20 protein-coding genes are annotated in these 22,121 nt (G+C 66.7%); 5 read left to right on the forward strand and 15 right to left on the reverse strand.

The window, feature by feature from the left end; translation table 11 throughout:
• The first annotated feature begins 37 nt into the window (after positions 1 to 37).
• Entirely contained in the window at positions 38 to 997 is a 960-nt protein-coding gene (locus DB30_RS07855; RefSeq protein WP_052547414.1) for an isopenicillin N synthase family dioxygenase, read from the forward strand.
• Between the two features lie 477 nt (positions 998 to 1,474).
• Positions 1,475 to 1,855, forward strand: coding sequence for a helix-turn-helix domain-containing protein (locus DB30_RS07860; protein ID WP_276204339.1), 381 nt, complete (start codon positions 1,475 to 1,477; stop codon positions 1,853 to 1,855).
• Positions 1,856 to 2,089: 234 nt separating this feature from the next.
• Here DB30_RS07860 and DB30_RS07865 read toward each other — a convergent pair whose 3' ends face one another.
• From DB30_RS07865 to DB30_RS07890, 6 genes are all read right to left on the reverse strand, one after another.
• A complete protein-coding gene (locus DB30_RS07865; protein ID WP_052547416.1) occupies positions 2,090 to 2,935 on the reverse strand; it encodes a hypothetical protein in 846 nt (281 codons plus the stop codon).
• 306 nt (positions 2,936 to 3,241) lie between these two features.
• The gene (locus tag DB30_RS07870) at positions 3,242 to 4,165 is read right to left on the reverse strand and encodes a hypothetical protein (protein WP_146658261.1); all 924 of its coding nucleotides are present in this window, start codon (positions 4,163 to 4,165) and stop codon (positions 3,242 to 3,244) included.
• 1,008 nt (positions 4,166 to 5,173) lie between these two features.
• Positions 5,174 to 6,715, reverse strand: coding sequence for an OmpP1/FadL family transporter (locus tag DB30_RS07875; protein WP_052547420.1), 1,542 nt, complete (start codon positions 6,713 to 6,715; stop codon positions 5,174 to 5,176).
• 50 nt (positions 6,716 to 6,765) lie between these two features.
• Complete coding sequence (locus DB30_RS07880) at positions 6,766 to 7,956, reverse strand: hypothetical protein (protein ID WP_052547422.1); 1,191 nt, start codon at positions 7,954 to 7,956, stop codon at positions 6,766 to 6,768.
• 57 nt (positions 7,957 to 8,013) lie between these two features.
• A complete protein-coding gene (locus DB30_RS07885; RefSeq protein WP_052547423.1) occupies positions 8,014 to 8,460 on the reverse strand; it encodes a hypothetical protein in 447 nt (148 codons plus the stop codon).
• Positions 8,461 to 8,536: 76 nt separating this feature from the next.
• Entirely contained in the window at positions 8,537 to 10,606 is a 2,070-nt protein-coding gene (locus DB30_RS07890) for an ATP-dependent helicase (RefSeq protein WP_052547425.1), read from the reverse strand.
• A gap of 129 nt (positions 10,607 to 10,735) precedes the next feature.
• On the opposite strand from DB30_RS07890, the gene folP reads away from it, so the two are divergent.
• Entirely contained in the window at positions 10,736 to 11,626 is an 891-nt protein-coding gene (gene folP, locus DB30_RS07895; RefSeq protein WP_240480188.1) for a dihydropteroate synthase, read from the forward strand.
• Here folP and DB30_RS07900 read toward each other — a convergent pair.
• The 4 genes from DB30_RS07900 to DB30_RS07915 are packed head-to-tail and all read right to left on the reverse strand — an operon-like array spanning position 11,616 to position 15,406.
• Positions 11,616 to 12,410: a GNAT family N-acetyltransferase gene (locus DB30_RS07900; protein ID WP_052547428.1), complete on the reverse strand. Its 795-nt coding sequence runs from the start codon at positions 12,408 to 12,410 to the stop codon at positions 11,616 to 11,618. The two genes, folP and DB30_RS07900, sit on opposite strands and share 11 nt — an antisense overlap.
• Positions 12,407 to 12,862: a DMT family transporter gene (locus tag DB30_RS07905; protein ID WP_052547430.1), complete on the reverse strand. Its 456-nt coding sequence runs from the start codon at positions 12,860 to 12,862 to the stop codon at positions 12,407 to 12,409. Before DB30_RS07905 ends, DB30_RS07900 begins: the two co-directional genes overlap by 4 nt.
• Before the next feature lie 39 nt (positions 12,863 to 12,901).
• Positions 12,902 to 13,528: a Crp/Fnr family transcriptional regulator gene (locus DB30_RS07910; protein ID WP_052547432.1), complete on the reverse strand. Its 627-nt coding sequence runs from the start codon at positions 13,526 to 13,528 to the stop codon at positions 12,902 to 12,904.
• 9 nt (positions 13,529 to 13,537) lie between these two features.
• Positions 13,538 to 15,406: a CRTAC1 family protein gene (locus DB30_RS07915; RefSeq protein ID WP_052547433.1), complete on the reverse strand. Its 1,869-nt coding sequence runs from the start codon at positions 15,404 to 15,406 to the stop codon at positions 13,538 to 13,540.
• A gap of 120 nt (positions 15,407 to 15,526) precedes the next feature.
• On the opposite strand from DB30_RS07915, the gene DB30_RS07920 reads away from it, so the two are divergent.
• Positions 15,527 to 16,459: an alpha/beta hydrolase gene (locus tag DB30_RS07920; RefSeq protein ID WP_052547434.1), complete on the forward strand. Its 933-nt coding sequence runs from the start codon at positions 15,527 to 15,529 to the stop codon at positions 16,457 to 16,459.
• On the opposite strand, the gene DB30_RS07925 is transcribed toward DB30_RS07920, so the two are convergent.
• The 4 genes from DB30_RS07925 to DB30_RS07940 form a co-directional block, all read right to left on the reverse strand.
• Positions 16,452 to 17,591 (reverse strand): AAA family ATPase, encoded by a 1,140-nt coding sequence (locus DB30_RS07925; protein WP_052547435.1) that lies wholly within the window; start codon positions 17,589 to 17,591, stop codon positions 16,452 to 16,454. The two genes, DB30_RS07920 and DB30_RS07925, sit on opposite strands and share 8 nt — an antisense overlap.
• Positions 17,592 to 17,631: 40 nt before the next feature.
• Complete coding sequence (locus DB30_RS07930) at positions 17,632 to 18,624, reverse strand: homocysteine S-methyltransferase family protein (RefSeq protein ID WP_146658264.1); 993 nt, start codon at positions 18,622 to 18,624, stop codon at positions 17,632 to 17,634.
• Positions 18,615 to 19,175 (reverse strand): hypothetical protein, encoded by a 561-nt coding sequence (locus tag DB30_RS07935; RefSeq protein WP_052547437.1) that lies wholly within the window; start codon positions 19,173 to 19,175, stop codon positions 18,615 to 18,617. The genes DB30_RS07930 and DB30_RS07935 overlap by 10 nt, the downstream gene beginning before the upstream one ends.
• A gap of 224 nt (positions 19,176 to 19,399) precedes the next feature.
• Positions 19,400 to 20,623 carry a thiolase family protein gene (locus DB30_RS07940; protein ID WP_052547438.1) on the reverse strand — a complete coding sequence of 408 codons (1,224 nt, stop codon included), beginning with the start codon at positions 20,621 to 20,623 and terminating at the stop codon, positions 19,400 to 19,402.
• A gap of 124 nt (positions 20,624 to 20,747) precedes the next feature.
• Here DB30_RS07940 and xth point away from each other — a divergent pair, with 124 nt between their 5' ends.
• Positions 20,748 to 21,530 (forward strand): exodeoxyribonuclease III, encoded by a 783-nt coding sequence (gene xth, locus DB30_RS07945; protein WP_052547440.1) that lies wholly within the window; start codon positions 20,748 to 20,750, stop codon positions 21,528 to 21,530.
• Between the two features lie 197 nt (positions 21,531 to 21,727).
• Here the strand turns inward: xth and DB30_RS07950 are convergent, their stop codons facing one another.
• Positions 21,728 to 21,940 (reverse strand): GNAT family N-acetyltransferase, encoded by a 213-nt coding sequence (locus tag DB30_RS07950; protein WP_146658265.1) that lies wholly within the window; start codon positions 21,938 to 21,940, stop codon positions 21,728 to 21,730.
• Between the last annotated feature and the right edge of the window lie 181 nt (positions 21,941 to 22,121).

A 22,121-nucleotide genomic window follows, 5' to 3' on the forward strand; every position in this document is an offset into this window, starting at 1 on the left:
TCCACACACGCTCGAGAGATCGTGGTAACTCCGAGATGTGTCCGAACCTCAAGTCCCGGAACTCGACATCCGTCGCTTCGATCAGGGCAGCGACGCCGACCGTGCGGCGTTTGTCTCGGATCTCGGCGAAGCGCTGCGCGGCTATGGCTTCGTCGGCATCCGTGAGCATGGCCTCGACGATGACCTCGTCGCGCGTGCCTATGCGGTGCTCAAGCAGTTCTTCGCGCAGCCGACCGAAGCCAAGATGAAGCTCCATATCCCTGGGGGGGGTGGCGCGCGCGGCTACACTGCGTTTGGGGTCGAGACCGCCAAGGACCACACGATCGCGGATCTCAAAGAATTCTGGCACGTCGGTCGGACCTTCTCGCCCAACAGCGAGTGGGCGGGGTCGCTGCCAGACAATCTGTGGCCGGCCGATGTGCCGGGCTTCCGCGAGACGCTGGAGGCCCTCTACGCCGCCCTGGATCAGCTTGGCAACCGCATGCTGCGGGCGATCGCCATGCACCTCGAGCTGGGCGAGCACTGGTTCGCCGACAAGGTCGACCACGGGAACAGCATCCTGCGCCCGATCCACTACCCGCCGCTCGACGGCGCCCTCGGTGCCGACGGGGCGGTCCGCTCGGCCGCGCACGGGGACATCAACCTGATCACGCTGTTGGTCGGCTCGGGCGAGCCCGGTCTGCAGGTTCACTCGCGCAAAGGTGAGTGGATCCCGGTCTCGACGATCGAGGGCGTGGTGGTCTGTAACGTCGGCGACATGCTCGAGCGGCTGACCAACAACGTGCTGCCGTCCACGATCCACCGCGTGGTCAACCCCCCAGAGCCGTGGCGCAGCCAGCCGCGCTACTCGATCCCGTTTTTCCTGCACCCCAACTCGGAGTTCTCGATCGAGACGCTCCCGCAGTGCGTCTCGGAGGCCAACCCAGACCGCTACCCAGAGCCGATCACGGCCGACGATTTCTTGCAGCAACGTCTGCGCGAAATTAATTTGGTCTGAGTCTGCAAACGGGGGCGACGCGGGCCGACAAGCCCGCTGATGTCGGATCCTCGCTGTTTCCCTGTCGCGTGTTCCCCGGTCTCGCTCACCCCCTTGGCCGGTGACCGCGAGCACTGGCTGGTCTTCGCGTTCACCCTCAGTCTTCATGTCGACCTGGGGCCCAAGCAGCTCGCCTGCAGCGAAGCGCCCCGCGATGCCAGCAATGTTTCAGCGGTCGCCGCTGCCCACCCCGCAGGAACTGCCAGCAACCTGCCAACGGCAGCGGCGCCGCAACCCGCCATCGCCCATGCGAGCCACTGGCCTCGCGGCGCCCAACCTGCTGTAAGGGTGGCCCAGATCCGGGCCACCACCGGGTCGTCAAGTCGGGACCGCGCCAAGCATGACGGACCAGTCTCGTCCAGTCTGCACCGCACCTTGTACATGCCCGGCGCATGTTCCCTGTCGGTTCGGTTCATGGTCCACGAAACTGGGCGCAACTTGGATACCGGTCGAAACTTCGGTCGTCATGTACGCAGCCTGCGCCGCGCGCGAGGGATGACCCAAGAGGTCCTCGCGGAGCGCAGCGGACTCTCGCCAGATACGGTCCGGCGTCTGGAGCATGGCAGCTTTTCTCCCAGCCTCGACACCCTCCGCAAGCTGTGTGGTGGGCTGGATCTGATGCTCAGCACGCTGTTCGAGAGCTATGAGCTCGGCTCGCGCAACGAGACCCGCGAACTCATCGATCTTCTCGCTGCTCGCGGTACGAGGGAGCTGGTCCTGGCGACTCGGGTGTTGCGCGCGCTGTTTGAAGAGCTCGATGGCATCGCGGCCGAGGCCGACAGCAGCGACACCGACTCGGACAACAATAGCGAGTCCTGAGCGAAACCGACTGGACACACCACCACGCCCACCAGATCGAATTCCCCGTCTAGACCTCCGCGGCTCCCCATACCGGCCGAACCAGGCAGAAACTCAACGCAGAAATTCAGCACATGCAACATTTGCCTGTCGCGACCATGCACATTTGCCGGACGTGCCCTGTTTAGCGTGATGCACGCTTTGTCTGTGATGAGCTGACTATCGGCACTATCACCGAAATCAGCATGGTGCGTGCTACGCGGCCTGCCCACCCTCGACGTGATGTGGAGCATTGCCGTCAGCGCGCTCGCTGTCGTTGGCGGCGGGCTCGACGGCCCTGGCTTGGGGCCGCGGAAACTTGCGGGTCCGAAGCAGGCGCCGGAGCGCGGGCAACGGGCGGTCCGGCAGGCTCGCAAAGTAGCCGATGGCCGAAGGCAGGTCTCCGAAGGTGCCCGCGATCTCCCCGAAGTGCGGGTTGTTGGCGACGTTCTCGCGCAGCAACGGCTTGCAGTGCGCAGGATCGGCCATGAACTCGCGCACATGCTCGAGCAGGCGTTGGTGGTACTCGGCGTCCTCGATGATCGCACCGATTGACTCCGCCCGCGGATGCGTCCCATCGATGATCTGAAGCAGCTGCGACTCGAGCTCGGACAGCCCGTCGTCGATCGCGGCGAGCAGCTGTAGATCGTAGACCGGATCGGCGTGGGTCACCTGCATGAGGTGGCCGATGATCGCGTCCCGATGACTCATGAATCCGGTTGGATCCATCATGCTGGCTGGGTCGTCGAGGAAACGCAGCAGCGCATGGAAAGCGAAGGTGATGTTCTTGCTGCGGTAGTAGTCGGCCGCGCAAGGGACAATGAAGAAGCGAAACATGTCCATCGAGCCGAAGATGAACTGGGTCCGGTTGGGCCCGCCGCCGATGTAGCCCAACACTTGCAGCCGCTCGAACCTACCTGCGACTCGTTTGGGGTTGGCGTAGTTGGCGAGGGTGTGGCTCGCCCGCCGGACCTTGCCGCGGATCTCCTTGCGGGTGCCCAGGGTCCTTCGAAGCAGGGTCAGCGGTCGCTCACTGAAGCGCGCAAGCTCGGTGTCGATCATGGTGTGCAATACTTAGCACATGTGCACGCGTCGACGCAATCCAAGATGTGAAATCAGTTCACAGCATTCTTGAACGCTGTTCAGACACCACATCCGTGGCTCCACTCCAGGATCTGAATCACATTCATTCACCGTTCAGAGCGTTACTTACCCATAGCATCAATTGTGCGTAAGATCCGCACCTCGTACATCGCCCTTGTGCTTGGCAGAGCCGAAAAGTGTGCAGATCAATGCACGACAAAGCCCACGAGCGATCGCTCGTGGGCTCTGAGTGGCCACCCCGCGGGATTGGCGCCTGCCCGTACGTCAGCCGCCAGCGCCGCAGGTCCACTTGCCCATCACGGTGGGCTTGTCCTTCAGCTCCACCATGCGCTCGCCGGCCCCACCATCGAAGCTGATCCCGGTCCACAGTTCGCGCTTGCCGTCGCCATTGAGGTCGACCGCACCGAACAGCTTGATGACGTCCGCGCCCTTCTTTGCTTGGTCGATCAGCTGCAGCTTGGTGAGGTCGCCCCCGGGCGCCATGAACAGGCCCGAGAACAGGTAGGTGTCGGGATCATTGGGGTTGATCAACACCGCCGAAGCGAACAGCTCGTCGGTGCCGTCGCCGTCGATGTCGATGGTGGCTTTTTGCTTCGGCTGAAACTCGCCCGCCGACTTCTTCACCTTGGCGATCGCCTCTTGAACCGCCTTGGTCTCTGCTTCATCGAGGCGGGCCCCGCGGTCGGACCAGGTGTCGGGGCTGATCTGCGTGAACGTGGGCGCGAGTGACTTGGGCCAGACCGCCCAGTCGTAGTCGGCGCCGCTCGACAGAGCGGCCACCGGGATCGCCCCTTCGTCGGCACACATCGAGGTCGCCGTCCCCGCCCCGGTCTTCTCGAGCGCCTTCTTGCCAAAGCTGGACTCCATGTAGACCTCGGACCCCTCGGCCACCAGCCCGACACAGTCGGCCCCACTGGCCAACGCACCTTTGTCCTTGTTGAAGCAGGCCAGAGGTGTCAGCGCACCATCGACCGAGAACACGACCGTACTGGTCTCGGGCGGCGTGGGCCCCGACAGATCGAAGCGCGGCTCGACCGGCCCCGGATCAGGCAACACCACCGGCTCGGGCGCCGTCTTCACTTCTTTCTCCGGCTCCGGCTCCGGATCTTTCTTGCAGCCGGGGAGCACCAGCGTGAACAGAGTCAAGACCGACAGGCCGCGGAAGAGCTGCATGGAAGCGCGAGTCATCGGCCGCAATTTATCACCCTTGGCCGTGACCCGCTTCCCCTGCCCCAAAGAGCGAGGAGCCGAGGCGCCAGCGAAGTGCGAAGTGCCAAGTGTCCGCCGGCCTCAGCGGCCTCCCCCTGGACCGACGAAGTTCCCCCGGGGGTCCAAAGTGCCCCCTCTTGGCCATAACGGCCAGTGCGCACAGGAGCGGGTGCGTCTATGTTGCTCGTGCGCTGGGGACCAGGAGCCTGCAGCGCGCGGCTGCCAGAGGTCCAACTGGCAGTGTCGGTGGAGCCCCAGATGAGGACGGGGGGTGGCCTGGGAAGGGTCCGCCTCCCGTCCGCGAGTCTGTAGAGCTTCCCCCGCGAGCATCGAAGTGCCAAGCCGGCCGCGGAAGTCGAAAGCGAATGGAGCGCCCTCCGCCGGCCGTGGCTGCCCAGACAAGGGCCCCTCGAGGGGCCCCGGGAGCGGGCGAAGCGAGCGACCCGCGAAGTGCCAAACCATACGAATGGAGCGCCCTCCGCCGGGCCGTTGCTGCCCAGACAAGAGCCCCCTTCGAGGCCTTCGAGGGGGCCACACATACCCCCGCGAACAATCGCCCCCAGGAGCGAGCGAAGCGAGCGACCCGCGAAGTGCCAAACCCATACGAATGAAGCGCCCCCCGCCGGGCCGTTGCTGCCCAGACAAGAACCCCCGCGAACAATCGCCCCCCGGGAGCGAGCGAAGCGAGCGACCCGCGAAGTGCCAAACCATACGAATGGAGCGCCCTCCGCTGGCCGTGGCTGCCCAGACGAGAGCCCCCTTCCAGGGGGCCACACATACCCCCGCGACAATCGCCCCCGGTAGCGAGCGAAGCGAGCGACCCGCGAAGTGCCAAACCATACGAATGGAGCGCCCTCCGCCGGCCTGTTGCTGCCCAGACGAGAGCCCCCTTCCAGGGGGCCACACATACCCCCGCGAACAAACGCCCCCCCGGGAGCGAGCGAAGCGAGTGACCTGCGAAGTGCGAAACCGGCCGGGGGGGTCTAATTAAAACGAGATGTCGAGGTAGAGGTTGCCGATCGTCATCCACTGCTTGTAGATGCCGTCAGCGCTAGCCTGCCGGGTCGGCGGCTGGAACTCGTTGAACACGCTCTGCCCCTTGGTATCCACCGTCAGATAGATGATCTGCCCAACCGTCGCGCCCAGCGCCACGCGCTCGTGAGCCTGCCACAGCGCCCCGAGCGTCACGGTGATCTTGTCCATGTCGAGCAGCGCCGGGTCAACGGTCTCGACGGGGATCGCCGAGCTGTCGTAGCCAAGCCCGATGTAGGTCTCGAGCTCGTCGATGAACCAGTAGCCAACGCCCACCCGCACGCCGCCCGCGTCCTTCCAAAACCGCGGAAGGTGCTGGGTCACGTCCACGACGTTCTCGTCGCCGGCGCCGAAGCTCGAGGGATCCTCGAGGGCGGTGTCGGCGTTCGGAAAGTCGCACTTGCGGGTGTCGTCGTTGGACGGGTCAGTCTTGACGATCAACACGCACTGCTTGTCGAACACGGACCAGCGCGTGTAGTCGGCGAACACCCGCAGCTCGAGCTTGGGGATGGGTCGCACGCGAAAGCCAAGCCGGACGATGTCAGGGTAGGTCTGCGTGACCTCGACGTTGGTCACCGCGACCTCGCCGGTCGTGAAGATGTTGGTCAGCTCGCCCTTGAGCGCCATGCCGCCAGAGACGTTGGGCTGGCTGGTGTACGAGCCGCCGATCCAAAACACGTCTTTGACGGGCTCGACCGTGAAGCCGGCGGCGAACCCACCTTGCCAGCCCGAGGCCTTCAGCCAGCTGCGGCCCTCTTTGAGCCGGTAGTTGTCAGGGTCCGTGCCCGAGACCAGGTTGTCGGTGCCGTCGGCGTTGCGGGCCCGAACGGTGTCGATTGAGCTGTAGATCGCGCTGCCGCTGACGCCAAGGGTGAGGTTGGCGGCGGCCTTGATCTTGAACGCGATCGCGCCGGTAAAATAGAACGAGCGGATGTTGCCGTCGATCGCATACCAGCGCTGCACGCCGTCGTAGGCGCCGGGGTAGTCCGGGTCGTTCTTGAATTGATCGTTCTTGCCCCACGCCGAGCCCCCGCCAAACGGCACGTAGACCGCCGCGGCGCCGTAAACGAAGTCGGTGCCAAAGTCCGAGGTCACGCCCAAGAACGGAGCGCCCGCGACGTTGAACAGGTCAGCGGTGCCGTTGTTGGCCCCGTTGGCCTCGTCGAGGCTGATGTTGGGGCCCATGGCGCCGGGCTGCGGGTTCACTGCGCTCTCGGGGCGCGTGTATTGGACCTTGCGCAGCGCGATCAGGCCGTCGACGAAGATGTGGGTGCCCTTGGACAGGGCGATCGCGCCAGGGTTGTAGTAGATCGTGGTCGCGTTGGTGCCGGTGGGGTGGCCGTGCTCGCCGCCGAAGCGAGCGGTGCCAATGCCCGAGGCGTCGGCGCTTGGGGCCCACAGGCCAACGCAGAGCAAGCTGGCGAACCCGGCCGCCCACTTTGCGAGCGAGGTTGAAGAGCCAGAGCGAGGTGAAGCAGTGAAGCGGGGGGTGCTCATGTTGGAATCGCGTGAGATCGAGAGAGAGGGGAGAGACACCGGGCTTCAGCTCAGAGCTGACTGCACTTGTATGGGAATTCAGTTGGCAAGGTGCCGGGATCCGAGCCGTCGTCGGCGAGGCGCTTGGCGGCGAAGGTCGAGCCGGCGAGGTCGGACTCGAGCGGGCTCATCAACATGCCGCTGAGCGTGCCGCACATGCTGTTGAAGTTGCGGATCTCGCCATCGATGACCAACGACGCCGTGATGTCGCTGCCGGTGATCGGGTTGGCGCCGCCCTCGACCGAGACCACGCCCATGTCGATCATGTACTTGCCGTCAGCGTCGACCGGGACGCCCGGGAACTCGAGCGGATCGCCGATGAACTCGCGCGGGCTCAGGATCTCGCCCTGGTCGAGGCTGAGCGGCTGGAAGCTGAAGTCTGCGGTGTCGCTGAGCCCGTCGGCCGAGGCCGTATAGGTGACCGTGGTCGCAAACTGCAGGGGAAGATCAGGACCGAGCGAGGTCTCGAGCGCCCACAAGAAGGTGCCCGAGAACTCTGGCTCCTCCATGTCCGGGACCATGTTGCAGCGGTACGGGAACATGAGCGGCAGCGTGCTTGGATCCGAGCCGTCGTCGGCCAGGCGCAGCGCCGCGAAGGTCGAGCCGGCGAGGTCGGACTCGAGCGGACTCATCAGCATGCCGGTCAGCTCACCGCACAGCGCGTCGGCATGGACGATGCGACCGAGGACCACGAGCGACGCCGTGATGTCGCTGCCGGTGATCGGGTTCGCCGCGCCATCGACCATGACGATGCCCATGTCGAGCTCGTAGTTGCCGTCCATGTCGAACTCGACACCGGGGAACACGAGCGGATCCCCGACGAACTCGCGCGGGGTCAGGACCTCGCCCTGGTCGAGGCTCAGCGGCTGGAATGACAGGTCGGCGACCGCGCCCGAGCCATCTTCGTTGACGGTCATGTCGATCGTCGTGACGAATTGCAGCGGTAACTCCGGCCCCAGCGAGGTCTCGAGCGCGAACAGGTAGGCGCCGCTCATGTCCGGGACGCCCTCGATGCCCGTGTCGCCGTCGCCGTCGCCGTCGCCCTCGCCCTCGCCCTCGCCCGCGTCCATGCGGTGGTCCTTGCTCCCGTCGATGAACTCGTTGAACCGAGCCTCGGGATCGGGACAACCACTGGCGAGCAACATGAGCGCTGCGATGCCAGAGGCGCGAAGCGTGACGACGGAGGTAGTTTTCAGGGCCATGATCGTGTCCTCGGGCGAGCGGACGGTGCTCGCTAGCGATGGTACACGACCCGGCCGTTAGGACGGTAGCGCTCGAAGCCTCGAGACGGCGGCAACAATCTCGTCGGGCTTGGCCCGAACATCTGCCACGTTGCACAACCACTCTGCAGCTTCGTCGAGCTCGCGGATTGTGCGCATCGGGATGCCGGTTTGGCCTTGGAAGATCTGCGTCATGATGCTCGACATGATCGAGGCCCCAAGCCCAACGAGCCCACCGACGACCGTTGCCATGGCCTCGACCCCGGGGTCACCCGTTGTCGCGTCACGGTAGTAAGCCCGGACCTCCTGGCCCATTGGCGGCAGGATCTTGTCCGGCACCATCAACATCGGTGCCCGACCAACTTGGTCGGCGAACACCTTGAAGAGCGCAATCTCGGCCTTGGCCTCATCGAGGTCTGGAGGCTCGGCGTGGTGGATGATGAACAGCCGCCCGACCTCGGCGACCCGCGGCTCTCTCTCTGACATCTAGATTGTGTCTACCACGAACAGCGGCCCGACCGCAGGCCGCTTTGGTCGTTGTGTCGTGATTTTCTGTCGTGATTCATGGGCGCGGTCCGCCACCTGCGAGCTGACTCATGAAGGCGTCCGCGAGTTCCTCCATGGTTTGGGTCGTCAGCTTCTCTTGATCGCGCACGTCGTACTGCTCGATCACGCCGCTGTCTTCGTCGGGGAGCTCCTTTAGGAACCGGCTGGGCAGCACTTCGAGCTCGCGCCCGCGATCGACGCGGGTGGTCGCGCGCATCAACCACAGTCGATCCCGCGCCCGCGTGATGCCCACGTACAGCAGCCGACGCTCCTCCTCGACGTCGCCCGAGATCGCGTCGGACAGCCGCGGCGCCTCCGTGCGCTTGTGTGGCATGGTGCCCTCCTCAACCCCAAGAATGAACACATTTCCCCACTCCAGGCCCTTGGCCGAGTGGAAGGTGGAGAGCGTGACGAGGTCGGGCGGCTGGTCCTCCTCGTCCTTCTTCTTGAGGTTGAGGTTGCCCAGGTATTCGTTCCACTTGGGCTTGGCTTGCTTGTCCCAAGCGCGGCGCTCGAACTTGTCGACGCTGTTGAGCAAGAACTCGACGCCGCTCCAGCGATTTTGGGTGGCCTCGCCCGAGCCGGTGTCCTTGAGCACGTTGTCGCGCAGGCGAACCTCGACCAGCAGGCTGCGCAGCGCCTCGGCGGCGGTGGTCTGGTGGAGCTGCCCCTGGGCGTGGCGGATCTGCTGCGAGAAGCGCTCGAGCGCTTGGCGAGGGCGGGGGCCGATTCCATCGATCTCTGCGACGTGATGGACCGCGTCGATCAGCCGCTTGTCGTGGGACTCCGCCCACATCCCGAGCCGATCGATCGTCTTGCGCCCGATCCCCTTCGAGGGGGTGTCGAGGGCCCGCCGCACGGCGATCTCGTCGGACGGCATGACCAGACACTTGAGGTACGCGGTCGCGTCCTTGACCTCTTTTTTGTCGTAGAAGGGCTGGCCGCCGAGCACCCGGAACGCGATGCCGTGCTCTTGCAGGTTCTGCTCGACGATCCGGGCCTGGCGAGTCGAGCGATACAGCACCGCGATCTCGCGGCCGCGGACCCCCTCTTTGTTCACGAGCTCGTAGATCTTGTCGGCCACCCAGCTCGACTCCATGGGGCCGTCGCGGGTGACCACGATCTGAACTTTTTCGCCGCCGCGGCGGGCCGGCACCAGCTGCTTGTCGTGGCGCGAGGTGTTGTGGACGATCAGCGCGTTGGCGCAGGTCGTGATCGGCGGCTTTGAGCGGTAGTTGGCCTCGAGTCGGATGACCTTGGCGTCGCGGAAGTAGACGTCGAAGCCGAGGATGTTGGCGACCTTGGCCCCGCGCCAGCCGTAGATCGCCTGGTCGTCGTCGCCGACCACACACAGGTTGCGCTCGGGGCCAAGTAGCTCGAGCAACATCTGAAACTGCGCGGTGTTGGTGTCTTGGTACTCGTCGACGAGCAAGTACCGGAACCGCTCGCGCCAGCGCTGCTGGCAGTCGGGGTCTTCCTGCAGGCGCGCAGCGATGCGGCACACGAGGTCATCGAAGTCCACGCACGCGAGGCTGCGCAGGCGATCTTCGTAGCTGTCGTACAGCTCCGAGGCGATGTCGTCGTAGTCGTTGGACGAGATGATGTTCTTGACCTGCTCGGTCGACAGGAAGTCGTTCTTCCACAGGCTGATGCGCTGGACGATCGCGCCAAGATCGAAGCGGCGCTTGCTGGCCGGGCCGTGGTAGCCGTGCTCGCGCAGCAGCGAGCGCACGACCCCGTAGACGTCGCCCTGATCGAGGATCTGGAACCGCTTGGGCACGTCGAAGCCCTTGGGATCCTCGCGCATCATCCACGCGCCCAGGCTGTGGAAGGTGCCGAGCACCAGCTCGCCCGCGCGCTTCTTGCCGACCATCTTGGCGATGCGCTCGCGCATCTCGTCGGCGGCCTTGTTGGTGAACGAGAGCGCGACGATCTGCCCGGGCTCGACCCCTTGCTCGAGCAGGTGGGCGATGCGGTGGGTGATCACCCGGGTCTTGCCCGAGCCCGCCCCCGCGAGCACCAACAGCGGGCCCTGGGTGTGGAGCACGGCCTCGCGCTGGGCGGGGTTGAGGGCAGAGAGATCCATCGCGCAGCCGGGCCGGACTTTTACTGGGAGGATCTGTCGGGCGCAAGCCAACAGCCACCGCCGGAGTGACGCGGCGCGCTGGCTGCCGAGCTACCGAGGGTGGGGCGACTGAGGTATGAACCCCCCGCCGTGACCCGCACTTGGCACCACGCTCACGCAGCGCTCGCGCTCGACCGCTGCCTGGTGATGGCCGTGGTCAACGTCACCCCGGACAGCTTTCACGACGGCGGTCGCTGGATCGTCGAGTCGCGCGATCGGCCCAACGTCTCGGTCGTGGTTGGGCAGTGTCGGCGCTGGGTCGAGCAAGGCGCGGACATCCTGGATGTTGGCGGCGAGTCGACGCGGCCGGGCGCCGCGCCGGTCGACGAGCGCACCGAGCTCGCGCGGGTGTTGCCGATCATCGAGGCGCTGCGGGCTGACGCTGCGCTGGCCTCGGTGCCGATCAGCGTGGACACACGCCACGCCTTCGTGGCCAAGCAGGCCCTGGCTGCGGGCGCGGCGATCGTCAACGACATCAGCGGCCTCGCGGATCCAGACATGCCGGCGGTCGTGGCCGCGGCTGGGGCGGGGCTGGTGATCAGCCACCTGCGCGGTGAGCCGGCGACGATGCAGGCGCACGTGGACTTTGATGATCTGTTCGGCGAGATCGCCGATGAGTTGGAGCACGCGATGACCCGCGCCCTCGCGGCCGGGGTCACGCGCGAGCAGATCGTGCTGGATCCGGGGATCGGGTTTGGCAAGACGGGTGAGCAGTCGGCCGCGCTGGTCGGCGCCAGCGAGTTCTTGGCGGCGCGCTGCGGTCGTCCGGTGCTGATCGGTGCGAGCCGCAAGCGCTTCTTGGGCGCGCTCGCGGGTGACAAGCCGGTTGAAGATCGGCAGCTCGCAAGCGTGGTCGCGGCGGTGTTGGCGGCCGCTCACGGGGCGGCGGTCGTGCGGGTCCACGATGTCGCGCAGACGGTCGAGGCCCTGCGGGTGGCTGCGGGGATCGAGGCCGCGCTCGCCCACGCGATCACGCGCTAGCGCTAGCGCTAGCGCTAGCGCGGGCGTCCGCGCGGGGCGTCATGTAGTTGGTCAGCACGAACTGCGCCTCGAACCCCAGCGAGCGATACAGCGGCTCGCCCAGCTGCGATGCCTGCAGGACGACGTTGGCGGCGGCGGCATCGCGCGCGCGTCGGAGCGTCTCAAACATGATCTCGCGGGCCAAGCCGCGGCGACGGTGGGTCGGCAGCACGCCAACCATGTGCACGCCCACGGCGTGGGTGTCTTCGAACAACATCGAGGTTCCGACCGGCTCGTCGCCAAGCGTGGCGATCAGCAATTGCACGCCTGGCGACCCCACGATACCCGCGATGACCGGTACATCGATCGCGTAGCCAAAGCTCAGTGATGCGGTCCGCGTCCAGGCATGGATCGACGATTCGGTCTCGACGTCGATCAGCGCGAGCCGGCCCAGCTCGCTGCCCACCTCACCGGACCGTTTGTCGCCAAGCGCCAGCGTTCGTGGCCGGTACATCCCAAGCTGCGTGAACCCAGGCTCGAGCCCAGCGCCGCCCAAGCCACGAAGCAGCTCTGGGTGCGCGCCGGGCCAGACCGGCATGACCACCGGACGATCGTCGCGCAACGCTGCGCGCAGCGACGGGACGTCTGCCTCGGTCAGAGCCTTGTCCCAGTCCAGCCAGCGTCGGTGCGGCCAGGCCTTGGACACATGAAGGGTCGTGCCAGTACCGAGCGTTCGTTGTTCGGCGCCCATCAGGCGCCACAGGTTGGTGAGGTTGCCGATGTTTGCCTGGGCTCGCGTGTTCATGTCGTGGTGCCTTGGATCAATCCGACGCCCAGGATCAGGCAGGCTGCACCCAGCAATTTCATGGGGCTGATCTGGACGACGGGGAGCTGAAACCAACCTAAATGACTGGCGATCATCGACAGCAAGAGCTGACCTGTGAGCGCGTAGGCGACGACTCGGCTCACGCCCAACTGTGGAATCAACCAGTAGAAGACCCCCACCCCAAACGCGCTCATCAGGCCCCCCGCGACCCACAGGTAGGGCGGCACGGCGGCGACGCGGTCGAGGTCGGGCAGCGGCGTTCGCAGCACCGCGAGACCGAGCAAGGTCACGACCAAGCTGGCGAAGAACGCGACGCCGGTCGCGAGGATCGAGCTGTGGAGCAGGACACCCAGTCGCGCGTTGGCGGCGGCCTGGCCGGCGATCGCGGTGCCTGCGAGTATCGCCAAGAACCCGAGTGCGGCGGAGCTCATGCCTGGAACATGGTCCCCCGCGGACCCCATCGCATTTACCTATGTTGATGACGGGTCGACTTTCTTGCCGAGCTCGCGCCGGATCCGACTGAGCTGGGTGGGGGTGACGCCGAGGTGCGAGGCGACGTGATACTGCGTCAGGCGAGCTTCGAGACCCGGGTGTTCTTGCAAGAATCGCAAGTAGCGCTGGGTCGCGTTGTCCTGAACCAGGGCGACCTCGCGGGGCTCCTTTGCCAGCAGCCAATTTTTCTCGAGGTACAGGATCTGAAACCACTTCAGGTCCGCGCGCGCCTCGAGCAGGCGCCGATACCCTGGAAAGTCGATGCGCACCACAGCCGAGCGCTCGACCGCCTGGATCGCAAACGTAGATGGCGCCCGGGTGAGCAGCGCGACCATCGATCCCGGAAACGTCGCTTCGGGGAAGAACACCTTGTTGTATTCGCGGCCCGCGTCACTCGACGTGAACCCGCGCAGCAACCCCTGATAGACAAACCCAAACGAGGACGGGACGACACCTTGGGCGCAGAAGAACGCGCCCGCCTCGAGTGACTCGATCACGCACAGCGACTCGAGCTGGCGCCAGGTGTCGTGCTCGAGCGGGCAGTAGCTCTCCATGCAGCGACGGAGCGCGCGCAGACTTGCTGTCCGGGGCAATTCGTGGCTCATGGTCGGCGCTCAGGGTTCAGGCAGCTCGAGCAGCTGGCCCACGCTCACATCTTCGATCGAGCTCTCGGCGCCGCTTGGCCAGATCACCCGAACCCGCGCGACCGGCTCGTTTGAAGGCCCCAGCCCAAAGTGCGCCCGGTACTCCCCGTGCCCCAGGAAGTGGCTGTTCACCCCGATCACCCGGACCTGCGCGGGCCCGCCCGGGTCACGCTGCAGCTCGACGCGGGCCCCCACCCCCTGACGATTGCCCGCGTTGCCGTGCAGCTCGATCGCCAGCCAATGGTTGGGGTCCGCGGCCTCGTCGCTGCGATTGCGCCACAGCTTGGTGTTCGTCCCGTGCTTGCCGCTGTTGTCGACGACCAGCAGATCCTGATCCCCGTCGCGGTCATAGTCGAACGCCACCAGCCCTCGGCCTTGGCCCGTGTCACTCAGGCCAACGGCGCTCGATTGCTCGGCGAACTCGGGCTGCCCGAACAGCTCCGAGCCGTTGCGCCAGAACCGAAGCGGGTGACTGGTGAACGCCGTGAACGGCGGGCCGTGGGGCACTTGAAAGCCGTTGCACTCGACGATGTCGAGGTCGCCGTCGTTGTCCGGATCCCACAAGGTTGTGCCCCAACCCCAGCCGCCAACGTTGAGGCCGTAGGTCTCGCCAAGCTCTTCGAAGCAGCGCGGGCCGATGCTGCGATACAGCCGGTTGCCGCCGGTGCCACAGATCGGGTTGCCGCACTCGATCTCCGAATTGGGCGAGAAGATCGCGCTGACGTACCAATCGAGGTGGCCGTCACCGTCGACGTCGCCAAAGGTCGAGCCCATGCCATTGCGCTCGATCGAGACCCCCGCTTTGGGCGTACCGTCTACAAAAGTGCCGTCGGCTCGGTTCCAGAACAGCCGGCTGGTGTTGTTATCGCTGACGACCGCGAGGTCTTGCCAGCCGTCCTCGTCCAGATCCACGAAGGTTGGCGAGAACGCGTGCATGCCCGCGGGGTTGATCATCAACATCGAGGCGTCGGCGGCGAGGGTGAGATCCTCGAAGCTGCCGGGCTGACCCGGACCCAGGTTGCGCAGCAATCGAGCGTGGTGGGTGGTCGGGGTTGGGCTGCCGCCGGGCCACCACTCGCTGGTGTACAGATCCAGCCAGCCGTCGCGGTCGTAGTCGCCCACGCCGATCGAGAACCCAAAGTGAGGGAGCCCGTCGTCGAGGGCGAGCCCGCGCTCGATCCCCTGTTCGACGAAGCTGGCCTCGCCGGTCTCGGCCAGCTCGTTGCGGTAGAACCAATATCGACCCGGCAGCGCGAGCGTGGTCACGTAGAGATCGAGGTCGTCGTCGCCGTCGACGTCGACCCACGCGGCTCCGTTGCCACCAAACTCGTGGACCAGACCCACGCTGGCGCCGATCTCCTGAAACGCCGGCTCGCCCCCCTCACCAAGCATGTTGCGAAACAGAAGGTCACGTCCGACCAGGCGGGTCAGGTAGATGTCGGGCCAGCCGTCGTCGTCAAAGTCGCCGACCGCGGCGCCGCCACCTTGGAGATACATCTTGCATGGGGTGCCCACCCAGCCTTCGCCAGCGGGATCGCACGTGGGTGGCCAGTCGCCCGGGTAGTACGCCGTGTCGAGCAGGCCGGCCTCGAGCGTGACGTCGACGAAGCTCAGCGCCGTGGTCTCGCCCATGCCCAGCGCGGGCGTGGACGCGGGCCACGGCAGGCACTCGGCGTCGCCGTCACCCGTGTCGTCGCTGCCGGTCTCGGGCGGGTCGCCGTCGCCGTGCCCGTCGCCGTCGCCTGTGGTGTCGGCGTCGAGCTGCCCAGGCAAAGGCCCGCGGCAGCTCGCGATCGCAACGAGCGCGAGCGACAGCAGGGCCTGTGTCCGAAGCCTCACGCGATCAATCTACACCGAGCCGAGACCCGTCCGCGCCCAGCCCCGCCAGGCCCAGGCCGAACCTGGACCAAACGTTTGGCTGCGGCACCCCCACCGTCGGGGCGCTGGTATCTTGGCCGCGTGAGCGCTGAGCCACCGAGCGAGGTCGAGCCCCACGAGGCGCCGCCGCCCAGCCTGCTGCGCAAGATCTTGCGGTGGACGGTGCTCGGCACCGTTGGCCTGGTCCTGGGCCTGATCGCGCTGTTGCTGCTGCGGCCCGAGGGGCTGCTGTTCTACCCGAGCCCGCACGTCACCAACACGCCCGACGAGATCGGCTGGGCGTACGAGCGGGTCGAGATCACCACCGAGGACGGCCAGAAGCTCGCGGGTTGGTTCTTGCCCGCAGAGCCCAGCCCCGGGACCGAGCGACCGGCGTGGGTGGTCCTCTACTGTCACGGGAACGGCGGCAACATCGGCGGCCGGATCGGGGTGCTCAACGGGCTGCGCGAGCTGGGGTTCGCGGTCTTGATCTTCGATTACCGGGGCTACGGCGAGAGCACGGGTCGACCCACCGTCGACGGCACGCGGCTCGACGTGCTCGCGGCCTGGCGCCACCTCGTCGACGCGCGCGGCTACGATCCAAGCGAGATCGTGATGTGGGGTCGCTCGCTGGGTGGGGCCGTGGCCATTGATCAGGCCGCGCGGGTCAGCAAGGCCGGCATGCCCCCGGCCGCGCTGATCGTCGAGTCCAGCTTCACTTCAACGATGGATATCGGCAAACAGGTGTACCCGTGGCTGCCGGTCGGGTGGTTCGAGCGCAAGCTCGACTATCCATCGCGGGCGCTGATCTCCACGGTCAACGCACCCGTGCTGATCGCTCATTCACCGGGCGACGAGCTGGTCCCCGCGGCCCACGGGCAAGCGCTCAAAGCGGCCGCCGAGGCCGGCGCGGCGACCCGGATCGCGTTCGTCGAGCTCGACGGCGGCCACAACGACGGGCACCTGAGCGAGCTGCGCTTCATCCCGACCGTCGCGGAATTCTTGGCGAACCAGGCTCCCCAGCCGCTCAAATGAAGCGCAGCTTGAGCCAGGCCAGGCGCAGCAGCTCGCCGCCAAACTGCAGGCTCCCGCCAAGCTCGGCGACCAGCTGATCATCGCACAGCTCGCTCACGACCCGCCGGACCGCGTCTTCGTCGATCGTGGTCTCCATCGCCAGCTGCCGACGCACGTCGGTCAAGGTCAGCGTGCGCTCTTCCGCGAGCGCGAGCTGGTCCAACACCGAGAACGCGATGCCGCGCTGGGGTTGTTCGTACTCGTCTAGCACGGGCGAGAGCTCGCGCCGCAACGCCCACGGCTCACGATCGAGGTCGGCGACGGCGGCGACCATGCAGCGCTCGAGATCACCATCGACGATCGGCTTGCGACGCTTGACGAAGTGGGCGACGGCGCAGTGGATCCAGCGCGGCACGTGATCGCAGTCGTCGGCGAGCGAGCGGGCGAGCGCGGCGCGATCGCGGGCGGTGATGCTCTCGCCCAGCAACAGCGACGTGACCAACCGAGCCCCCGCTTCGGGCCGAAGCTGGTCGAGGGTCATTCGGGCGCAGCGCTCGAACAGCGAAGCCGACAGCGGCGGCCGGACCCGCGCCAGGGTTCGATCGATGTGGGTGTTGCTGATCAACAGCAACCGCACCCGCGTGTCAGCGCCGCTGAGCTCCGCGAGGCTCTTGGTCAGCGCGACGAGGTCGTTGCTCTCTTCGGTGGCGGCGTCGGACAAGAAGCGATCGAAGTCATCGAGCACCAACATCAGGCCGACCGCGCGGTCGTCGAGCTGGGCTTCGATCGCCGCGCGCAGGGCCGAGGTTGGATCCCCCTCGAGCTTGTTGGCCGAGACGTGCCCGGCCCCATCGAGGACCGAAGCGACAGCGGCACGAAGTGTCTCGCCGGCGTCGGGGTCACGCGCGAGCGCCTCGATGATCGCAGCCGAGGCCGCCGCCGGACCCCGGACGCCAGCGAGCGAGACCCGCCGCCCCGTCCACCCGGTCGGGGCGTCGGCGATCGCCAGCCGGGCCACCGTGGTCTTGCCGACGCCCGCGCGCGCGGTGAGGATCACGTTGCCGGCGACGAGCGCGGTCCACAGCCGGTCGACGTCGGCCTCGCGTCCGATCACCTCGCCGAGTTCCACCGCGCCGCTGGGGTCCGCTTGCACGCTCCGACGATACGATCGGCCACGCCGAGCGTGGGGAGTTTTAGGGGACCAGCTCGGCCAACCGCACGAAAGCCTGCTCGCGCGCGGCTTCGCTGGGCATCAGGGCGCGCTGCGTGGCCGCGATGTAGTCGGGGCGCGAACCGCAGCACGCCCCCGCGATGATCAGTTGGGGTCGGGTGCGCATCCATGCCTGGATCTGCCCTGCGAACACCTCTGGCTCGACAATGCGGTCGATCCAGACACCGTCGTAGCGCCGTCGTCCAAGGTGCGGACGCAGACCGAGCGGGAGGCCGACGTCGGCGCTCGCCTGGATCATGGCGTCGAGCGCAGCAGGGATCGCGTCGATCTGGGTGCAGTTGATCAGCAGCGCGTCGGGCACGCGGTGGGTCTCGCTGCGCAAGAGCTGGGCGAGATCTTCGAAGCTGTCCCCGCCGAGCAACCGCGCGCCGTCAGATCGGGCCGTCCCACCAGCGACGACCGACAGCCACACTGGTAGCTCGACGCCGACGAGCCCCTCGAGCGCGACGCGTGCATCGTCGACGTTGGTGAAGGTCTCGAGCAGCAGCAGATCCACGCCCGAAGTGATCAGCGCGTTGGCGTAGGCGCGATACTCGGCGCGACCCAGCGCCCGCTCACCCGCGCGGACCCGCGGCGGGATCGATCCTGCGATCCGAAACCGAGCCGAGCTCGGTCCGGGCTCGGCAGGTTGTTCAGCCAGCGCCCGCGCCCGCACGCGCTCGATCAACTGCACGCTACGGCGCACGAGCTCGGCCTGCCGCTCGCCGATCCCAGCGGCCGCCAAGCTGGCCGCGTGCAGCCCAAAGCTGTTGGTGGTCAGGACCTGGGCGCCAGCGCACAGGTAGTCCCAGTGGATTTGCTCGACCAGCTCGGGCGCGTCGAGCAGCGCCCGCGCGCTGAACAGTGGGGGGCGCAGCTCGAACCCGCGCTCGGCCAGCTCGGTGCCCATCGCACCATCGAGGAGAATTAGACCCCCACAGCTGGCTTCGGCCTCGGTCTTGGTGGCTACGCGCACTCGCCGGAGTCGGTGGTGCAACAGTCCGTGGTGTTCATCAGGCAGAAGGTTGGATCACCCTCGGACGCCAAGGTCGGCATCGTGCGGCAACCGTAGCCCTCGCGGCCGCACTGGCTGTCGTTCTCGCACGGGATGATGCAGGCGGTGAACAGATCCTTCGCGCCGACACAGGTCACGCCGCCGGCCGGATCACAGTCCGCGGCGTCGTGAATGAAGGTCGTCATCGTGTCGGGCAGCTCGCAGTACTTCGTGCAAAAGCCACCGGGCAGGTTGTAGACGCCCAAGATGTTCGACACGCACTGGGCGTCGGCGCCAAGCATCGGCTCGCAGTCCGACTTCTGCATGCAGGGGGCTCCCCAGGCATCCATGATCGACTCGGTCATGCCGTCTTTCTCGGCCCACTCGGTCCCGCACGGCATGCCGCCGCTCGTGGTGCTCGTGGCCTCGGTGTCGGACGAGTCGTCGGACGAGTCGTCGCCCCCATCGCACGCGGGCACGAAGCAAGACAGCACGAGAGCGAGGCACGAGGTCAGCAAGGCGGGGCGCGTCATGGCGGGCAGGCTAGATTCGTGTCGCTTCGGTCGTCAAACGGCAAACTCGCTCAGAAACCGCGCACAAGCGTGCGCAGCGGGGTTTGCGGGGATCTTTCCCAAACCCAATTCACGCTCGAACAGCCGCGGATCGAGCCGCTGTTGAGACGCTTCGGGTGCGGCACGATGAGCCGCGCACCACCGGGGTGTGCGCGGCTACGACTCGAGGTCATGGTCGAGCAGACTCAACCTGTGCGCTGCAGCACAATTGCGATGCCCTGACCCACGCCGATGCACATGCTCGCCAGACCCCAGTTGCCGCCAGTCCGACGCAGGTTGTGGATCAAGGTCGTGGTGATGCGGGCGCCCGAGCAACCCAGCGGGTGACCCAGTGCGATCGCGCCGCCCGAAGGGTTGACCTTGTCGGGGTCGAGCTTGAGGGCGCGGATGCAGGCCAGCGTCTGACTGGCGAACGCCTCGTTGAGCTCGATCGAGTCGAGCTGGTCAACCTTCAGGCCCGCCCGCTGCAGGGCCTTGCGGCTGGCGGGGATCGGCCCGATGCCCATCACGTTCGGGTGCACGCCAGCGTGGCCCCACGTGACAATGCGGGCGATCGGCTTGAGCCCCAGGGCGTCGGCGCGCGCCTGTGAAGTGATGAGCAGGGCCGCCGCCCCGTCGCTGAGCGGCGACGAGTTGCCGGCGGTCACGCTGCCACCCTTGCGGAACGCCGCCGGCAGCTTGGCCAGCTTGGCCAGCGACGTATCGCGGCGCACGGACTCGTCGAGGGTCACGCGCAGCGGATCTTTCTTGCGGCCCTGCGGCACCGAGACCGAGATGGTCTCGTCGTCGAAGTAGCCGTCGTCCTGGGCCCCGGCCGCGAGCTCGTGACTGCGCAGCGCCCAGGCGTCTTGATCTTCGCGACTGATGTCATGGCGCGTGGCCACGTTCTCCGCCGTGCCGCCAAGCGACTCGATCGGGTACAGCGCGTCCATCTTGGGGTTGATCATCCGCCACCCCAGCGCGGTGTCGAAGATCTGCGGCTTGTTGTCGAACGGCTGATCGCCCTTGGGCATCACGTAGGGCGAGCGGGTCATGCTCTCCACGCCGCCGGCGATGTAGACCTCACCCTCGCCAACCATGACGGACTTGGCGGCTTGGATGATCGCCTCCATGCCCGAGCCGCACAGGCGGTTGACGGTCACGCCGGGCACCTCTTCGGGCAGCCCGGCGAGCAGCGCGGCCATGCGCGCGACGTTGCGGTTGTCCTCGCCGGCTTGGTTGGCCGCGCCGAAGTAGACGTCCTCGAGATCTTCGAGCGCCGCCGGGTAGCGCTCGCGCAGCGCCTGGATCACGTGACCCGCGAGGTCGTCGGCCCGCATCGGCGCGAGCACCCCCCGGAGCCGGCCCATAGGCGTGCGCAGGGCGTCGACGATCACGGGCGTGCGGGCGGCATCCAGAGCTTCGGCCATTGCCTGTGCGTACCACGGGCTCTGTGGGCGTCGCGTTCTTGGGTGTTTGCGGACCCTCACGGGGCGGACCTCGCGTCGGTAGATCGCGCGCGTCGCGAACTCACGGAGGGTACTCTCCCCCCACATGTCCGCGCCCTTCTCCCTCATGACCTGGAACGTCAACTCGATCCGAGCGCGACTGGACAACGTGCTGACCTACCTCGACGAGCACCAACCCGACGTGGCGTGCCTGCAAGAGACCAAGGTCGAGGATCAGCTGTTTCCGCGCGTGCCCTTCATGGAGCTGGGCTACCAGGTCGCGCTCAACGGGACCAAGGGCTACGCCGGCGTCGCCACCTTGACCAAGGGCGCCAAGCCCGAAGATGTCCAGCTCGGGTTCGCCGAGGGCAAGCCCGACAAGCACCGCCGGATCCTGGCGTGCACCCATGCGGGCGTGCGTATTTACAACCTGTACGTGCCCAACGGGACCGCGCTGGGGAGCGACGCCTTCACCTACAAGCTCGAGTGGCTCGAGCGGCTGCGCTGTGAGGTGGCGACAAAATTCAGCGCTGGCGACTCCGTGATCTTGTGTGGTGACTTCAACATCGCCCGAGACGAGCGCGACGTGTGGTCCGTCGAGGCGATGGCGGGCTGCACTCACTTCACCCCCGAGGAGCACGCGGCCCTCGACGGCTTCGAGCAGCTGGGGCTGCGGGATTGCTTTCGCAAGCACGACCAAGCCGCCGGGCGCTTCACGTGGTTCGACTACCGCGACGGCAGCTGGGAGAAAAAGCACGGCCTGCGGATCGACTATGTGTACGCGAGCGCGCCGATGTTCGAGCGGTGCGGCGAGGTCGTTCACGACTGGGAGCCGCGCGAGTGGGACACGCCCTCGGACCACGTCCCGGTCACGGCTAAATTTTCATGACGCGTGGCAGGCATTGGCTCAGGGCAAGCTGCTCGCCCGCTCGCGGACCGGTCAGCCGCCGCCGCCGTGGGGGCTGCATCGGCGATCCTGCGCGCCGCGGCAGCAACGACATCTGCCTTGGCTTCGATCACATGCAGCTGCGAGCGCTCCGCACGGGCGCGCGCTGTGGGCCGTGTGTGACCCGCTGACGCGAGCCATCACGCGATGGATTTAACCGGCAACACAAGACGATCGGGGTCACCGGCCAACGTGAACCCACGCGCTTCGTACCAGCTCGCTTTGCCGTGCTTTGCGTCGACAACCAAAAATGCGACCCCGATCAACTTGGCCACCGCGAGGGTCCGCTCGAATGCCCGCCTCAGCAGCATGTCACCGACCCCCTCACCTCGATAAATGAGGTCGCGGCCCATTCTTGCCAGCAACACGCCTGGAACCTGCTGGAGGTGGTCAAGGAGCCCGTGGTGCAACGCATCACGCCGCCTCGCTTGGTCTTTCCGCCGAGCTCTTCGTCGCCGAAACTTCCAGTACGCCCGGTACAGGTGCGTTTCGGCTCCTCAATCTCGACGAAAATCCCGGCGCGAGGCGACGCGA

The organism is Enhygromyxa salina (assembly GCF_000737335.2).
Lineage (GTDB): Bacteria > Myxococcota_A > Polyangia > Nannocystales > Nannocystaceae > Plesiocystis > Plesiocystis salina_C.

Coding starts and splice junctions, on each gene's coding strand:
- DB30_RS07935 (WP_052547437.1), bottom strand. CDS start 19,175: ATGACGCGCCCCGCCTTGCTGACCTCGTGCCTCGCTCTCGTGCTGTCT.
- DB30_RS07885 (WP_052547423.1), bottom strand. CDS start 8,460: ATGTCAGAGAGAGAGCCGCGGGTCGCCGAGGTCGGGCGGCTGTTCATC.
- DB30_RS07905 (WP_052547430.1), bottom strand. CDS start 12,862: ATGAGCTCCGCCGCACTCGGGTTCTTGGCGATACTCGCAGGCACCGCG.
- DB30_RS07875 (WP_052547420.1), bottom strand. CDS start 6,715: ATGAGCACCCCCCGCTTCACTGCTTCACCTCGCTCTGGCTCTTCAACC.
- DB30_RS07865 (WP_052547416.1), bottom strand. CDS start 2,935: ATGATCGACACCGAGCTTGCGCGCTTCAGTGAGCGACCGCTGACCCTG.
- DB30_RS07940 (WP_052547438.1), bottom strand. CDS start 20,623: ATGGCCGAAGCTCTGGATGCCGCCCGCACGCCCGTGATCGTCGACGCC.
- DB30_RS07900 (WP_052547428.1), bottom strand. CDS start 12,410: ATGAACACGCGAGCCCAGGCAAACATCGGCAACCTCACCAACCTGTGG.
- xth (WP_052547440.1), top strand. CDS start 20,748: ATGTCCGCGCCCTTCTCCCTCATGACCTGGAACGTCAACTCGATCCGA.
- DB30_RS07880 (WP_052547422.1), bottom strand. CDS start 7,956: ATGGCCCTGAAAACTACCTCCGTCGTCACGCTTCGCGCCTCTGGCATC.
- DB30_RS07950 (WP_146658265.1), bottom strand. CDS start 21,940: ATGGGCCGCGACCTCATTTATCGAGGTGAGGGGGTCGGTGACATGCTG.
- DB30_RS07870 (WP_146658261.1), bottom strand. CDS start 4,165: ATGACTCGCGCTTCCATGCAGCTCTTCCGCGGCCTGTCGGTCTTGACT.
- DB30_RS07910 (WP_052547432.1), bottom strand. CDS start 13,528: ATGAGCCACGAATTGCCCCGGACAGCAAGTCTGCGCGCGCTCCGTCGC.
- DB30_RS07890 (WP_052547425.1), bottom strand. CDS start 10,606: ATGGATCTCTCTGCCCTCAACCCCGCCCAGCGCGAGGCCGTGCTCCAC.